10 protein-coding genes are annotated in these 15,737 nt (G+C 44.4%); 4 read left to right on the forward strand and 6 right to left on the reverse strand.

What is annotated here, in order from left to right; all coding sequences use genetic code 11:
• Positions 1 to 8 precede the first annotated feature (8 nt).
• The 6 genes from B050_RS0105070 to nirB all read right to left on the reverse strand — a co-directional run bounded on the left by B050_RS0105070 (position 9) and on the right by nirB (position 8,456).
• Positions 9 to 248, reverse strand: a complete 240-nt coding sequence (locus B050_RS0105070; RefSeq protein WP_018472806.1) for a MoaD/ThiS family protein — start codon at positions 246 to 248, stop codon at positions 9 to 11.
• Positions 249 to 604: 356 nt separating this feature from the next.
• The gene (locus B050_RS0105075; protein WP_018472807.1) at positions 605 to 1,285 is read right to left on the reverse strand and encodes a response regulator transcription factor; all 681 of its coding nucleotides are present in this window, start codon (positions 1,283 to 1,285) and stop codon (positions 605 to 607) included.
• A gap of 21 nt (positions 1,286 to 1,306) precedes the next feature.
• On the reverse strand, positions 1,307 to 3,124 hold the full coding sequence (locus B050_RS0105080; RefSeq protein WP_026235648.1) for a sensor histidine kinase: 1,818 nt from the start codon (positions 3,122 to 3,124) through the stop codon (positions 1,307 to 1,309).
• A gap of 63 nt (positions 3,125 to 3,187) precedes the next feature.
• Complete coding sequence (locus B050_RS0105085; RefSeq protein WP_018472809.1) at positions 3,188 to 5,083, reverse strand: DUF4153 domain-containing protein; 1,896 nt, start codon at positions 5,081 to 5,083, stop codon at positions 3,188 to 3,190.
• Between the two features lie 422 nt (positions 5,084 to 5,505).
• Positions 5,506 to 5,880: a nitrite reductase small subunit NirD gene (gene nirD, locus B050_RS0105090; RefSeq protein WP_018472810.1), complete on the reverse strand. Its 375-nt coding sequence runs from the start codon at positions 5,878 to 5,880 to the stop codon at positions 5,506 to 5,508.
• Between the two features lie 83 nt (positions 5,881 to 5,963).
• Positions 5,964 to 8,456: a nitrite reductase large subunit NirB gene (gene nirB / locus B050_RS0105095; protein WP_026235649.1), complete on the reverse strand. Its 2,493-nt coding sequence runs from the start codon at positions 8,454 to 8,456 to the stop codon at positions 5,964 to 5,966.
• A 160-nt stretch (positions 8,457 to 8,616) separates the two neighbouring features.
• On the opposite strand from nirB, the gene cobA reads away from it, so the two are divergent.
• The 4 genes from cobA (at position 8,617) to B050_RS0105115 (ending at position 15,516) form a co-directional block, all read left to right on the forward strand.
• Complete coding sequence (cobA, locus tag B050_RS0105100) at positions 8,617 to 9,366, forward strand: uroporphyrinogen-III C-methyltransferase (RefSeq protein WP_018472812.1); 750 nt, start codon at positions 8,617 to 8,619, stop codon at positions 9,364 to 9,366.
• Between the two features lie 81 nt (positions 9,367 to 9,447).
• Positions 9,448 to 10,038 carry a DUF4202 domain-containing protein gene (locus tag B050_RS0105105; protein WP_018472813.1) on the forward strand — a complete coding sequence of 197 codons (591 nt, stop codon included), beginning with the start codon at positions 9,448 to 9,450 and terminating at the stop codon, positions 10,036 to 10,038.
• 432 nt (positions 10,039 to 10,470) lie between these two features.
• The gene (locus tag B050_RS0105110; protein ID WP_018472814.1) at positions 10,471 to 14,061 is read left to right on the forward strand and encodes a DUF1592 domain-containing protein; all 3,591 of its coding nucleotides are present in this window, start codon (positions 10,471 to 10,473) and stop codon (positions 14,059 to 14,061) included.
• Between the two features lie 102 nt (positions 14,062 to 14,163).
• On the forward strand, positions 14,164 to 15,516 hold the full coding sequence (locus B050_RS0105115; protein WP_018472815.1) for a DUF1552 domain-containing protein: 1,353 nt from the start codon (positions 14,164 to 14,166) through the stop codon (positions 15,514 to 15,516).
• The last annotated feature ends 221 nt before the right edge of the window (positions 15,517 to 15,737 follow it).

A 15,737-nucleotide genomic window follows, 5' to 3' on the forward strand; every position in this document is an offset into this window, starting at 1 on the left:
ACTACGGCTCATCCCCCACTTACAGGGGGTATTAGTGCTACCTCATCATGTTTGTTTACCATGGTGTCTTCACTAGCATAAAATAGATTTACGGAAATCGCCAGAGAAGGCAGATTGGTTAAATCCGGATACTTTGCATACAGTAAGCTTTTCAGATCCTTGACCTTCACAAAGGTCTCCTCCACAGGAAAATCAATCAACGAGCTGCCTGTAATATCCTTAGCCGCTCCAAATGCATGAATTTTCATAATTATAATATTTATGGTTTCCGTTAAGCATTACGCAAAAAATGGCAGCATTTTTTGCGGTAACGAGGCTGTAAGGTACACTAAATTTTTGAAACTTACGTAAAAATACGTAGTTAATTTCATCTTCTTCCTCGGCTTAAGGTTAGGAAACAGTGGTAATTTAGGTAAAAATTATCAGCTGCCAATGGCCCTTGTTTTTATGGAGGATAACAAGTGGTTATGGGTGATGGGCAGGAGCGCGAACTACCTCCTCTACTTGCTTTAAAGGTGGGTATGACTTCATGCTAGCCCCGTTCACTTCCTTGCCATCCAAAGCCTGGCCTGGTCGGAGTGAGCTTTTACCGGTGATTGGGCGATTAGAGGCTTTCGATATGCTGCTTTAATCCTGGCTCGTCTTCGAGTTTTTTAAGTAATTCCACCACATTATTTACTTTTAATTTTTTCATAATATTAAAGCGGTGGGTCTCGATGGTACGAATGCTTTTGCCGAGTTGGTCGGCTATTTCCTTATTGCTGATTCCGTCTGATATCATTTTTAGGATCTGCTTTTCTCTTTTGGTGATATCATATTGGTTGGAGGAAAGGACTGTTTTTGGCGTTTTTGTTCCTTGATTATTGAGGTAGCTTTTGACGAGCACCTGGCTGATATCACCGCTGAAGTATTGACCACCTTGGTGGATGGTGCGGATGGCTTTCATAAATTCTTCCTTGCTTGTATCTTTTAGCAAATAGCCCGATGCCCCGCTTTCGATGGATTGCAGGATATAGTCTTCATCATCATGCATGGACAATATGAGTGCTTTGATGCCTTGATCGAGAGAGTTAAGCTTTTTGGTAGCTTCCAGCCCGTTCATGACAGGCATGCGGATGTCAATAATCAGCAAGTCAGGTTTGACTTCTTGTACGACCTCAAGAGCTTCTTCTCCATTGGAAGCCTCGCCGATCACGGTGACTTCCCCTTCATTTTCTAATAGATTCTTGATGCCGCTTCTTACCACCATATGGTCATCTGCCAAAACAACTTTTATTTTTTCCATTACTTGAGTTTAATTTTGTGATTAGTCCAGGGGTACATTAATATTGATCGTGGTGCCTTTGCCTTTTTCGGATTGGATGACACACTGTCCATTGATAAAATTCGCCCTTTCGCGGATATTGAACAAGCCATGGCCGGAGGCCGAGAAATGCCCTTTTTCTTCCAGCTTACTTATATCAAACCCTTTGCCATCATCGGCAATTTCTACATTTAGAAATTGGGAATTATGGGTTAAAGTGATCTTAATTTCCTGCGCTTGGGCATATTTTATTGCATTATTGACCGCCTCCTGGCATATCCTATAGAGGTTGTTTTCGATCTTTCCTTCCAGACGACTGATAAAACCAGTTTGATTTTCGAAGTTTACCTGTACATCGGAGAGCTTGGAGATTTCCTTGCAAAACTTATTTAGTACCGGCACGATACCATAATCAGAAAGTGCACTTGGGGTAAGGTTAAAAGAGATTCTGCGGACCTCTTTGATGACATTCTTTAGTAGATCCTTGGAGGTGTTTAGCTTGTCCCTTTCCACATCTGATTTCACCGTATGTATCCCTTCTAAGTTGAACTTCATGGCGGATAGCAACTGGCCAATACCATCATGCATATCTCTGGAAATGCGTTTTCTTTCCTCTTCCTGCCCTTCCAGGATCAATGCAGAGCGAAATTGTTGCTCTTTTACGCGCTTTTCGATTCTCTCGCGATTGATTTCCTGGGAGATGGCCTCGGCTTCTTTCTTCTCTGTCTCATCGGTGGCAATGACGATAAGAGTCCCCACCTGTCCATCATCCCCCATGGTGGGCGTGATATTCATTTTTAGCCAGACGAAATCCCCCGCCGTATTCGTAACCTTAATGTCGCCCGACCAATTTTTTCCCGTCAAGGTCAGCTTTTGAATGTTCTGAACATATTGCCCATCATAGCCTTGCTCCTTCAGCCATTGAAAGATATTGCTGGGCTTTTCCTCTTCAAACTCCATGATCCTGATGAATGGATCGGAGAGAAAAATGATATTTCCGTCAGGATCAGACTTTGCAAATACCGTAAAATCTTCCACGGTAATATCCACTTCCAGGAGATCCTGATAGGCCAACTCCAGGGAACTGTAAAGCGAACTTATTTCCAGCGTCATCTTTCTGGCTTTCTGCTCGCTTTGCATGAGCTTTTTGAAGGCTTTGCGGATGGTTTTTGCGGAGGGGATAAAGATGAAAAATATCTCAAAGGCGATCACTCCAAGCGAGAGGATGAGCAGAAAAACCTCGATACTCTGCAGGTTGGTTACTTTCCCTTTGACCTCATGGTCATATTGGAACACTATTTTTTCCATTCCCTCTAGGAAAGCCTGCTCATGCCTAATGATGGTTTGGATTCCTGGCCGAAGCTGGTCTATGGCAGTTAAGGGGTTTTCTCTGAGTATACGAATGATGCTTTGAGCACCATCGACCATCTTCTGGTGATCGGTCTCAATAGTGGCAAAAAGCTCCTCGATGGTCTTGCTGTTTCTCCCGTGTGTTTCTAAGGTCGGATTGCCAAATTTCAAGCCTTGATGTGCGGTGTGCCATTCTTCTACCGACTCTGTCAATTGCTCCAAGAGGGCTTCACGGCCAGGAAGGTCTGTATTATCATCTAGGAGTAATACGGTTTTTGCAATGCGCTGGCTCAGCATTCGTTGCCTGCCGGCCAGGTTTATAAGGCGGGAGTCATCCTTCTGTTCGTTGATGAATTTCTGAACAAGAATCTGGCTGAGGATGATACTCGTGGCGATAGCGCTTAAAGCAATTAGGTAATACCTAACCAGTTTCTGGTATTTTGGACGTTCGTGGAGGTTGAGGTTTTCCATTCCTTGCTGATAAAGCAGCAAAGTACGTAAAACCACTTAAAAAAATAAGTAAATTAGGTTTCTTTATTGGTTGAGGTCCTTTGTTAAAAGAATCCCATTCAAAGTTGTGATTTCCTGACCACTGGTAATAGAACCATTTACGATGATTCGGCGAATGATTAATTTCGTTTTTAAATCAGGAAACTGCTGTTCCCAGGTTAAAGTATCAACGGAATAGGTAGCGTAGTGGACTTTTCCTGTGATTGCCAAGAGCTTTAGCTTTGGTTTGAGATTGATGAGGTAAGTACTTGAATCTGATTTTAATTCCAAATTGGTGTTTTGGCCCATCAGCTTTAGCGAATAAGTTTTTTCATTGATGTTATAGGTGTTTTCAATTTCACCCGATAAATCAAATTCCATCGAATAATCATACCCTTTTATAGAATAGGCCTGCTCGTCAGCAATACTCGCTGTATAAGAATTATAATCACTAAAAGAGCCATTTTCCGGTACTCCGATGGTCTTTAGATAGAGTGTGCTGGCTAGATTATTATGGTAATTAGAACTGTCGTAAAGTACTTTGAGAATACCTTTCATATCTTGAGAAAACCAATCATTCATAGATTCCAGACCATGGTTTTCCTCCAGGTAGCGGGTGATAGAGTTTATATCGTTCACCTGCTTTTGGGTAGCGACAGGTTTATTTTCGGTGGTGATTATTTCAGGGCTTTTTTTAGTGTCCACAGCTACTAATTCAGGTAGTTGAGTCTTATCCCAGATCGTTTCTTTGATTACTTTATCTCCAAGTAGTAAGTGGGTTGCTCTCAGTTGGGATTTTAAGCGCCTAAATTGACTGCGCTCACTCACGGCATAGATTCCCCATGGCCCAAAGGAGGTGATCAGCAACATGAAGGCAAGTGATATGGGGATGAATTTTATATTTTTGAAACCTAATACAAAATAAAAACTAACAAAGGTCAGCCAGGCGCCCAGGAGTACGATAAGGTACCTGTTGATGGTGATGCCGTAATCATTTATTCGTATGCCTATGGCAAAATAAAGCACCAGAATCAAGGGGATCAATAGCCCATAATAAACCATTGAGGATATTTCTATCCAGCGTTGCCCATTTGATTTGCGATTGGGATAGAGCAATAAAAAAGTGAAAATACCCAATATGGATATGCAAATGACCAGATAGGTGACGATGCCTTTTGGCCAGTCCCAGGACATGGTGACCTTGATCGTATAGCTATAGAGTATGAGTAAATAAACAGTCAGGAGTGGTAATAGAATATACTGACTGAAGATTTTCAGCCCTTTAGGATAGAATATTTCATTATCCATTGCTTCTAGATCCCTTGGAGTTTTGCTCAGGAATATCCACGTATTCACTAGACCAATGGACCAGATGAAGATTTGCACATAGGTGCTTGAATCGAACTTATACTCGAATAATGAAGTGATGGCTGCCAGGGCCAGGGAGCTGCCAATGGCAATTACCATTGAAAAGAGCAGTGAGGCCAGAATGTTTAAGAAGAGAACCTTATTATAATTCCAAAATGCCAGGGTATGTGAATCTCTCAAATAGGGTAAAAAGGAGACCACAAGGTGTACACAGACGCTGAAAACTGCAAATCGGTAATAGGGAGTGAAGGGATTATGGCTGGAGGTGCCATCAGGGAGAGAAATATAAATCAGCATCAAAACTACCAGACCCACCACTTGGGCTATGGTTCTATAAGGTCCCTTAATACCTTTTTTTTCGATAAGAATTTTAATGGAAAAAAACGCAGATATCCCCAATACTGCCACAAGCATGAGGTTCATTAATGGAAAGGGATTATCCACTGTATCCCAAAACTCATTCAAATAGGTGGCCACTGTTGCCGCTATACATGCGGAAATTATCACCAAAGGAAATCGCTTAAGTGAATAGGTGGCGCTTTGGGTTAAATAGTCAATGGACGGGAGTTTCATACAGCAATCCTCAAGTTAAGAGAATTGCAATTTAAAACAAATATATTGAAGTGATGGGGGATTGTCGATTTTAACAATATAATACCAATATCAGAGGGATTACTGGTGAAAATTCAGGTATAGCTTAGTCGCTTAATGCCTACTAAACCGGCCCTAAAGAGTGCTGTGGAGCGCTATAGTTAGCTTAAAAATGGATAAAGCCAGAGCTTATGCTATGAGATAAAAGAGGCAGAACCCCTCAGCCAACGAGTCATCCTATTAATAGGATGACCACTTTGGAGCTGGCGGAAATTAATTATGATCCATAAAAAAGGCAGGATTGACATAAAATCCTGCCTTAGTAAATGAAAAATAGGTCTTCTACTAATTATGCTGTCTGAATGATGAATCAGGGGTTCATTAAGTGGCGTTTTTCGGGAGATTTATTCAAAACCTACGTAAACAAAACCCTCTTCAATCTTAATGGGGTAGGTGGCGATATCGCAGGTATCTCCATTGATGTTTTTTCCGGTTTTGAGGGAAAAAGTCTTTTTATGAAAAGGGCAAGCCACCTTAGGCTCTCCCTCAGAAGAGCCGATCATTCCCCTGGAAAGTATCATTTGCATTTTATGCGGGCAGAGGTTTTGGCAGGCATACCATTCGTTGCGTCGAGAAAAGTTGAATATCGCAATCTGAAGATCATTATACTTGATGCAGGCACCGCCATTTTCTGGAATGGCGCTCACCTCCGCGGCTTTATACCAAGTGCTAACTTTCGATGTGTCCGCAGTTTTATATTTTTCGAGTTCTGAGATCATACTAAATAAATGTTATGAGATTGATGCTAAGAAATTTTCTTGAAGGTATTTGCCTATTTTCAGGAAGACCGCTAGTCAGCGGCTTACCAGGCAGCGGGGATCTTTTGACCTCTCATATCTGTCCATTTGAGGCTAGGGTCTTCCACATCTGCATTGACAAAGTGCTTAAATTTTGCGCGTAGAGCAGGATTGTTTACCACGTCTTTCCACTCGCAAGAATAGGTGTCTATCATAAACTGCATTTCCCTTTCGAGTTCTTCACCTATCCCCAAGGAGTCATTGACCACCACATCTCTGACATAGTCCAGTCCCCCTTCCAATTTATTGAGCCAGGTGGCGGTTCGGGTCAGTGGTTCTGCGGTACGGATATAGAACATCAGGAATCTATCGATGAACTTAAGGCAAGTTTCGGTATCCACATCATTGATGAGCAGCAGGGCATGTTGCGGTTTTGAGCCACCATTGCCACAGATATAGAGGTTCCAGCCTTTCTCGGTGGCGATGATACCAAAATCCTTACTTTGGGCCTCGGCACATTCGCGGATACAGCCTGATACGGCCCCTTTGAGCTTATGAGGGGAGCGTAGTCCCCGGTATCGCTCTTCCACTTGGATGGCAAAAGACACCGAATCCTGGACGCCGTATCGGCACCAGGTGCTTCCCACGCAGCTTTTGACGGTTCTCAGTGATTTGCCGTAGGCATGCCCGCTTTCAAAGCCCGCATTTATGAGTTCTTCCCATATATCCGGCAGCAAGTCCACTCTAGCGCCAAACATATCGATGCGTTGGCCACCTGTGATTTTGGTGTAGAGCTTATATTTTTTGGCAACTTCGCCAATGACGATGAGTTTCTCGGGAGTGATTTCTCCACCAGGAATCCGAGGTACCACGCTATAAGTACCGCCACGCTGGATATTGGCAAGAAATCGGTCATTGGTATCCTGGATGGTGTCCTGCTCCGTGATCAGCTCATTCCAGGTGCTGGATAGGATAGAGGCCACCGCTGGCTTGCAAGTTTCGCAGCCATCTCCCTGGCCCACCTCATCGAGAAGGGAGTCGAAGGTCTTTATTTTTTTGATCTTTACGATATCGAGTAGCTCTTGTCGGCTGTATTCGAAGTGCTCACATAATACGTTTTTGACCGCTCTGCCCATCGCTTTCAACTGGTACTTCAGTAGGTCATTGACCATAGGCATACAGCCACCACAGCCAGTTCCGGCCTTTGTACAGGCCTTGATCTCGTCCACCTTGCTGACCCCGTCTTCGGTTATGATTTTGCAGATATCACCTTTGGTGACATTCTCACAGGAACAGATCTGAGCCTCATCAGGGAGGTTTTCCACTCCAGCTCCAGCAGCTTCTTTGCCTCCCCGGGCACCAAGGATCAGGTCCTCAGGCTCTGGAGGAAGCGGCATTTTGTTTTGGGTCATCTGCAGGAGCATATTATAAGCAGATGCTTCACCGACGAGTATCCCACCCACCAGGCGTTTGCCGTCAGTGGATATATTTATTCTTTTATAGATTCCAGAGTTTTTGTTTTCATAAACGATGGGAATGGTCGGCTCGATCTGCCCGAAAGGGTCTCCGAAGCTCGCCACATCCACTCCAATTAGCTTAAGCTTGGTGGACATGTCAAAACCCATAAATGGCTTTACCTCATCATTGACGATCTGATTTACCACTTGGGAGGCCATCTCATAGCCTGGGGCTACCAGTCCATATACCATTTCCTTGTAGGAGGCGGCTTCGCCAATGGCATATATATCAGGGTCCTCTGTTTGAAGGAACTCATTGACGATGACTCCCCCTCGGGCGGCGGTGGCCAGGCCACATTCGGCTGCCAGCTCATCCCGTGGCTTGATGCCCGCAGATATGATGAGCATATCTGTTTCCAGCTTGCTGCCATCAGTAAATTCCAGACCAGTTAGCTTACCGTTTCCAGTTATTTTTTGGGTGTTCTTTGATAGAAGTATGTTAATTCCTAAAGCTTCAAGTTTTCCCTGGAGGATAGAGGATCCCGCCTCGTCAAGCTGCCGGGGCATTAGGCGAGGAGCAAATTCCACGACATGGGCGGCCAGGTTCATGTCCAGCACAGCTTTGGCGGCTTCAAGGCCAAGTAGTCCACCGCCAATTACGGCCGCAGATTTAGCCTTTTTGCTATAATCTAAGATGGCATCCAAGTCCTCAAGGGTCCGGTAAACGAAGACCCCTTTCTTATCCACCCCATTGATTGGCGGTACAAATGCCCCCGAGCCAGTGGCGATGATTAGCTTGTCATACGTATAGTCCACCCCAGTATGGGTGATGACTTGCTTGTCTTCCCTATTGATCTGCACGATGAGCTCGTTGGTGTGGAGGTCGATATTATTCTCCTCATACCAGGAGCGTGGAGCCATCATCAGGTCCTTTGCTGTTGATCCGGAAAAATAGGCACTTAAATGGACCCTGTCATAGGCCGGCCATGGTTCCTCTCCAAAAACCGTTATGTCTATATGTTCTTCGGTAGTTTTGGCTCTTAATTTTTCGCAAAATTTATAACCTACCATTCCGTTTCCGATTACTATTATCTTTGTCATAATTGAGTCGTTTGGAGTTGATCTAAGTAATTCGTCTGAGTTAGTGACCTATTTACATCGGCTAAATTAGATATTATTTTTAATAATACGTAAAAATACGTATAAAAATACTTAAATTTGTTTTGTGTTTTAAGTACTGATACGTTAAAAAACTACTGATATGAAACGATTGACCTTAGTAGGAGCAGGACCGGGAGACCCGGAATTAATCACCATTAAGGGCATGAAGGCCCTCCAGACTGCTGATGTAGTCTTATATGATGCACTAGCAAATCCTGCTTTATTAGAATATGTTCCCGAGTCGGCCATCAGGGTTTTTGTGGGTAAGCGAGCAGGGCTTCACCACCGACAGCAGCGGGAGATTAATAAGATGATCGTGAAGTACGCAGAGACCTGCGGACATGTGGTGCGCCTAAAGGGCGGCGATCCATATGTATTTGGCAGAGGTCATGAGGAGTTGGAGTACGCAGCCAGGTATGGGGTAGAGACCAGCTACGTACCCGGGATAAGTAGTGCCATGGCGGTGCCTGGCCTGACGGGAGTGCCTCTCACCAAAAGAGGAGTCAATGAGAGCTTCTGGGTGGTAACGGGTACCCTAAAGGATCATAGCATCGCCAGTGACCTTCATCATGCAGCTCAGTCTTCAGCGACGGTGATGATACTTATGGGCATGAAGAAACTTCCGGAGATCATCGCCCTATTTGCAAAATATAGAGGAGTGGCGGAGCCCATTGGGATTATTCAGGAGGGCAGTACGGAGCGGCAGCGGACGCTGTTTGGCGACCTAGGTAATATAGGGGAGCGGCAGCAAAAGGAAAACCTTGCGGCGCCAGCGATTATCGTTATCGGTCAGGTGGTCCATGAGCGGGAGCGTGTGTTGAACTTATTAAAAGAGGTGGAGCGGGCTTAAATCTTCTGCCAATCGCCAGGGATTTTTTTTACTCTCATCAAAAGCCCTTAAATTGCCAGCCTAAACTCAGCGCTGATAATCATGGAAAGCAAATTTAAACAGACAATGGAGGCCTTCGACAAGGTCAATTCTCAGGACCCTTTTATGGAATTGGTGAATGGCGAGGAGATGCCCAAGGAATTGCTGTATAGCCAAAGGATGACAGAGATGTTATTGGAATTCTATCCTACAGCCTCCGAGACCCTGCAGTTGGCGGCTCGCTGTCAGCATATCAGGCGCTGGGCTATCCCTAGAGATGATTACCCTATGGATAGGAAGGGCTATCTGGAATGGCGCACCGCATTGAAGAAATTTCACGGCAAGCTGGCAGCGGAGATCATGGCTGAAAATGGCTATGGTGAAGAAGCGATCAGTAAAGTGGACGATTTGCTTAATAAGAGAAGGCTCAAAACAGACCCGGAGGTGCAGGCGCTGGAAGATGTGGTTTGTTTAGTGTTTTTGAAATATTACTTCGATCCATTTATTGCGAAGCATAAAGAAGAGGAAACTAAGCTGATCGATATCGTCCAAAAAACATGGAGAAAGATGTCACCAAAAGGTCATGATGCAGCCTTGGCTATGTCACATTCCACTGCTGCCCTGGCGATAGTCCAGAAGGCACTGCAAGACTAAGGCGAAGCGTGGACTATGAGTACTCTTCGCTTTAGGGAAATAGCGAAGAACTGAATTGTATTTTTCAGCTTTTTTACTTTCGTTTGTCATTGTGGGGTGAATGGTAAGTATTTGTAGTGTAAATGTTTATTTTTTAGGGAGATATGTTCTTTTGCCCCTACAATAAGTATTTTTTTTGCTAGTTTCTCATCAAAATTATCCACTTATATAAGGTTGATTGATTTCCTCATCATAATATCCTATACTGTATTATGGATTTGATGATGAGGGAATTCGTATTTATACAAACCTTCATTCGAAAGCCTTAAGCGTAAAAAATGAAAGAGAATTATCAGTAAGCTGATGTCCTGGATTTTAGCTTGAAGGGGATACTGCCGAGAAGCAAGGCTGAAAGAGACAATAACTCAAATAACAATACAATCAAGTAAATTAATGAAGAGGATTAGAAAGGCGATCCAAGAAGGATTGACTATGTCAGGAGGGCTAATAATAAGCCTAATATTGGTGGGCATTGCTGTTTTTCCATTTGGAGAAATGCATTGGACCTTGGCATTTTTTGGGAAATTTCACCCATTATTTGTCCATCTCCCCATTGGGATTTTTATCGCTTTGGTGGTATTGGAAGTGGTGGATTATATATTCCCGGAATCTAACCTCAGTCCAGCCTGTAGTATCTTACTCTGGTTGACGGTATTGACCGCCATACCCACGGTGATCGTGGGGGCATTGCTAGCCGCCAGTGGTGGCTATGGCAGTGAGGTGATGGTATGGCACAAATGGCTGGGGGTATCCACGGCTGTCCTGGCCACCTGGATGCTAGTATTCAGAAGCAAATTGCAGAAAAGTGGTAAGCCTTCTCCAGCGTATCTATCCATGCTGATGGTGACTGTTGTGGCTCTTAGTGCCACCGGCCATTATGGAGGATCCCTTACTCATGGCTCCAAGTACCTCACCGAAGACCTTCCTGATGAAGTACGGGAGTTCCTGGGAGATGATCCCTATGGAATGGAAGGGCTGACTGCCATGGGCAGTTCCGAAATAGAAGAGACCTTAACTCAATATAGTTTTCAGAAAGATATCAATCCGATCACGGCCAGTTATTGTGAAAACTGCCATGGGTCGGAGGAGCAAAAAGGCGGACTTCGCCTGGATGGGATAAACCCTGATATGGTGCAGGGCCATGATGCCGAGACCTGGAGAGCGATGCTCGATATGGTTAATTCTGGCGAAATGCCTCCTAAGGAAGAAAAGCAGCTTTCGGATGAAGAAAGAAGAGTCCTTGTCGATTGGATTACCGCCTCCATCCAGCAGGCGGTAGCGCTGAGAAAAGCGGATCAGGAACCTGTAATCCGAAGATTAACCAAGGATCAATATACCAATTCACTGGTAAGCCTTTTGGGCGTTCATGCGAATTTTGGAGGGGTGCTGCCAGATGATTCTAAGTCCGAGATGGGCTTTAGTAATAATGGCCAAGTATTACAGATCTCTCCACTTCACGTAGATTATTATAAGCAGATCGCTCGTAATGCTATCGATAAGGCCATTGCGCCAGCAGAAAAACCAAAACCAACTCGCTATAAAATCACCTTTGGTAAGGGGATCGGTAAAGGAAAGACTGCTGCCATGATCGGTGGATACCAAAGTGCACCCATTCCCTCTGATGATTTTGTGGTGGAGGTGATGGATGAAAACGGCAAGCCTATGCATGGAGCAGAGATTGACGAGATCAAAAGAAATATAGGTGTGGGGATGAGAGGATCGCATGCCGACCGATACCAGGTGGTGGAAGATGGCATCATGCTTTATTCTGCACTTCCTCATAAGGAGGTAACGCCAAAATCATGGCAGGGACCTTCTCCCAACTTGAAGTTGCTCTTCAGAAAAGTATTCCCTGAAGAAGGAGATTTTGAGTTCCGTATCAAGGCCTCCAAAGGCTACCAATGGTACAGCCAGAAAGAAGGATTTATCAGCCTAAGGTCCGATCAGCCAGCCCAGTCTAAGGCCTCGCCGATCGTTTTAGGAAAGGATAATGCTAAGAATATAAAGAACCTGAAGAAAGAAGGGGCCTGGCTGAAGTCGAAAGAACTTACCGAGTATGCTTCTGCTGAATATACCTTTGAGGCGCCGATAGAGGGCTATTACCAAATCGACTATGTCCATCCTTATATCGGAGAGGAAGGCATGCCTTCTATCGAGATGAAAGTTGATGGATTTAAGCTTCAGGAGCGTTTCCACTTTGATGAGAAATACAAGGAAAAGCCTGAGATGACGAGTCCACTGACGCTGGCTTACCTGAAGAAAGGCAAGCATAAGCTGATGATCGGTGGTACCTTCTTTACCGGATTTAGCAAGGTGATCGTCACTCCATTCCCCGAAGATCATCCGATCGCGGTACAATTGAAAAGTGAGGCTGAGAAAAGCCGTGCCAAATACGATAAGGATAAGCCGGTAATGCGGGCCTTTGCAGGTACCCGAACAGATGATGGGATGGATTACCAGACCTTTGACTCCTTCAGAAATGTGACCAATGAAAAGTCGAAATGGGAGGATTATATCTTTAAAGGTAGATTGGAAGACTTACCCATTCCAGTAATCGATACGGTGGAGACTGAGATCCTGGCCAATATCATGATCCTAGGATTGTGGAATGATTATCTGGTTAAGGATAATGAAGATTCAGGTCCGCCTCTGCTTATTCATGAGCTGGAATTTGAGGCGCCATATTATCCAGTATGGCCTCCAGTGAGCCATACCGAAATATTCTTTGAGTCTAAAAATAAAAGTGATAAAGAGAAATATACTGCTGAGATCCTCGAGGACTTTATGACCAAAGCCTTCAGAAGACCAGTGAGCAAGGATGAAATGAAGCCATATATGGACTTCTGGAAAGGAATCCGTGGTGATTTCCCTCGCTATGAGGATGAGGTCAAAGAAGTGTTGATTGCAGTGCTATGCTCTCCAAACTTCCTCTATCTGGCAGAGCCTGCTAAGGAAGAGTCTAAGGAGGAGAAGGAATATTACCTGGCTTCAAGATTATCTTATTTCCTATGGAACTCTGCGCCTGATGAGGAGCTGTACGAATTGGCTGATGATGGCGATCTACACAAAGATAAATACCTGAAAAAGCAGGTGGATCGAATGGTGGAAGATCCGAGGATAAAGAATATGGTGGAGCGCTTCTCCAACGAATGGCTGCGAGTGGATCGTCATGAGGCGATGAGCACCAATGTCAACCTATATCCAGGCTTCACGCGATTTGTGAAACGTGATATGACTGAGGAGACGTATGAGTTTATTCACTATATCCTCGATCAGGACATTAGCATTATGAATTTTATAGAATCTGATTTTGCGATGCTCAATCAGAACCTGGCCGAATTCTACGGCATAGAAGGGGTGAAAGGAAGCCAATTCAGACCTGTAGCAGTGACCCAGGACATGAGACGTGGTGGGCTGCTCTCACAAGGAGCCTTCCTTAATGGACATTCGGACGGAACTCAGGCGCATGCGATCAAGCGAGCGGTGTGGGTGAGATCAAAAATCCTAGGGGATACGCCTCCGCCACCACCGCCAAATGTGCCGGAACTGGATCCGGAAACACCCGGATTCGAAAAGCTTACGCTTAAAGAGCAGCTCTTTGTCCACAGAGACAAAGCCGCTTGTATGGATTGTCACCGTAAAATTGACCCTTATGGAATCGCCTTCGAAAACTATAATGCAGTAGGACTTTTCCAGACAGTAGCCAATAACGGTAATCCTATCGACGCTAAAGCCGAGCTCCCGAATGGGGAAACGGTGGATGGAATAGAGGAAATCAAATCCTATATCATCGATATGAAAGCCGATGTGTTCACCAGATCACTCGTTACTTATCTTTATTCTTATGCTTTGGGTAGAGATGTGACCTTCGTAGATGAAAAGGAAATAGACAAAATCGTAAGAGAGGTTCGCAAAGATGATTACAAATTCAGAACCGTATTAGAGCAAATCGTACTGAGCCCTTCTTTCAAAGGAGAGTTTTAAAATTAAGTAATAAGAGGCATCCCATTGGATATCAATGGATAACGTAGGGGTGCTTCCATAAAATTTTGTTATATTTAGATACAATAACCTAAAATTATAGCCATGGGAAAGAAATCTTGGGAACTTGACAGAAGAACATTTATGAAGGGGCTTGGAGTCGCCTGCATGCTTCCATATATGGAGGCCATGGGTGCGCCAATCCAAAAAGTTGGTGCCATGAGCGAAGCTCCAAAGCGCTTATGTTTCGTTTACTTTCCTAATGGGGTTGGGCTACCGCCCGAAACCAATCCTGATCATAAAAACTGGAACTGGTTTCCACTAGGAGAAGGAAAGGACTATAAGTTTACCAATACGCTTTCTTCCCTGGAGCGGCACCGTAAGGAGATTACGATCATGGGCGGCCTGAGCCATCCCAAAAGCCGAAATCTACTTGGGCACTTAGCAGGTGACACCTGGCTTACAGGTGGCGACCTTCGCGGTAGCCAGTACAATAATAATATCTCCGTGGATCAGGTGGCTGCTCAGCATCTGGCAAAGCATACCCGATTCCCTTATTTGGCACTTTCCACCGATGGTGGTATTGGCTATAAGTCTAGAGTGTCCACGCTTTCCTTTGATCCCAATGGAAGACCAATTCCTTCCGAGCACCGTCACCGTGAGATCTTCGAGCGGTACTTTGCACTAGGTGGTGGAGAGACTTCTCAGCTGAGAAGAAAATCCCTGCAACAGGAGCAGAAGATCGTTGATTTGGTGCTGGAAGACAGTAAAAGATTGCAAAAACGCCTGGGCAAAAATGATAAGCTCAAGCTGGATGAATATATGACCTCGCTAAACTCCGTGGAGGAGCAAATCAAGCGAAATGAAAAATGGCTTAATGTACCTATGAAGTCATTCAATTCCGATTATCTGAATCTCAATCCCAATGCCACCGTGGATCCGGAAAGCTATATACGCTCTTCTTTTGATTTGATGGTGCTGGGCATGCAGACCGATATCACGCGAGTAATGACCTATATGATGGCTCGTGAAGATGGTATGGGCTTTGGTGAAAACTTCCCTAAATTGGCTCTAGGGCTCAATAAAGGACACCACTCCATTAGCCATGATAAAACTAAAAATCACTGGCAGGAATGGGGTAGCTATGATCAGTGGCTTGCCAAGCAATATTCTTATTTCTTGGACAAAATGAAAACTACAGAGGATGAGTATGGCCCACTTCTCGACAATACCCTGGTGCTTTATGGCTCTGCATGTAGCAGTACCCATGATGCAGTCAACTATCCTTTGGTATTGGCAGGTGGCAAAAATATGGGCGTGAATCATGGTACTTATACCAAATTCGATGACCATTCTCCTATGTCAAACCTCTTCGTAAGCATGCTAAACACGATGGGTATTCCTGTGGAGTCTTTCTCTGATAGTACAGGTAAATTGCAAACAGATATCTTTAGTTAAGTCAGGTTTTAGAAATCTACTTATACATTTTATAGGGCATTCAGACGCTGGTATTCCATTGTCTGAATGCTTTTTTTTGTGCCCTAAATAATGGAATCATCCCTGTATTTGTTGATCTAATGCGCCCTTCAGGGCGATTATGCAGCAAATTACTTTTTGGTCTGTCTTTAGTCTTTATTTTTTATAAGGGGAACTAAGGGTGTTTTTCCACTTGAGTGTCC

It is taken from the genome of Echinicola pacifica DSM 19836, from assembly GCF_000373245.1.
GTDB classification, from domain to species: Bacteria; Bacteroidota; Bacteroidia; order Cytophagales; family Cyclobacteriaceae; genus Echinicola; species Echinicola pacifica.

What these genes read in the sequence shown, in the direction of transcription:
- B050_RS0105070 (WP_018472806.1), bottom strand. Translation starts at nt 248, where the DNA reads ATGAAAATTCATGCATTTGGAGCGGCTAAGGATATTACAGGCAGCTCG.
- B050_RS0105075 (WP_018472807.1), bottom strand. Translation starts at nt 1,285, where the DNA reads ATGGAAAAAATAAAAGTTGTTTTGGCAGATGACCATATGGTGGTAAGA.
- B050_RS0105080 (WP_026235648.1), bottom strand. Translation starts at nt 3,124, where the DNA reads ATGGAAAACCTCAACCTCCACGAACGTCCAAAATACCAGAAACTGGTT.
- B050_RS0105085 (WP_018472809.1), bottom strand. Translation starts at nt 5,083, where the DNA reads ATGAAACTCCCGTCCATTGACTATTTAACCCAAAGCGCCACCTATTCA.
- nirD (WP_018472810.1), bottom strand. Translation starts at nt 5,880, where the DNA reads ATGATCTCAGAACTCGAAAAATATAAAACTGCGGACACATCGAAAGTT.
- nirB (WP_026235649.1), bottom strand. Translation starts at nt 8,456, where the DNA reads ATGACAAAGATAATAGTAATCGGAAACGGAATGGTAGGTTATAAATTT.
- cobA (WP_018472812.1), top strand. Translation starts at nt 8,617, where the DNA reads ATGAAACGATTGACCTTAGTAGGAGCAGGACCGGGAGACCCGGAATTA.
- B050_RS0105105 (WP_018472813.1), top strand. Translation starts at nt 9,448, where the DNA reads ATGGAAAGCAAATTTAAACAGACAATGGAGGCCTTCGACAAGGTCAAT.
- B050_RS0105110 (WP_018472814.1), top strand. Translation starts at nt 10,471, where the DNA reads ATGAAGAGGATTAGAAAGGCGATCCAAGAAGGATTGACTATGTCAGGA.
- B050_RS0105115 (WP_018472815.1), top strand. Translation starts at nt 14,164, where the DNA reads ATGGGAAAGAAATCTTGGGAACTTGACAGAAGAACATTTATGAAGGGG.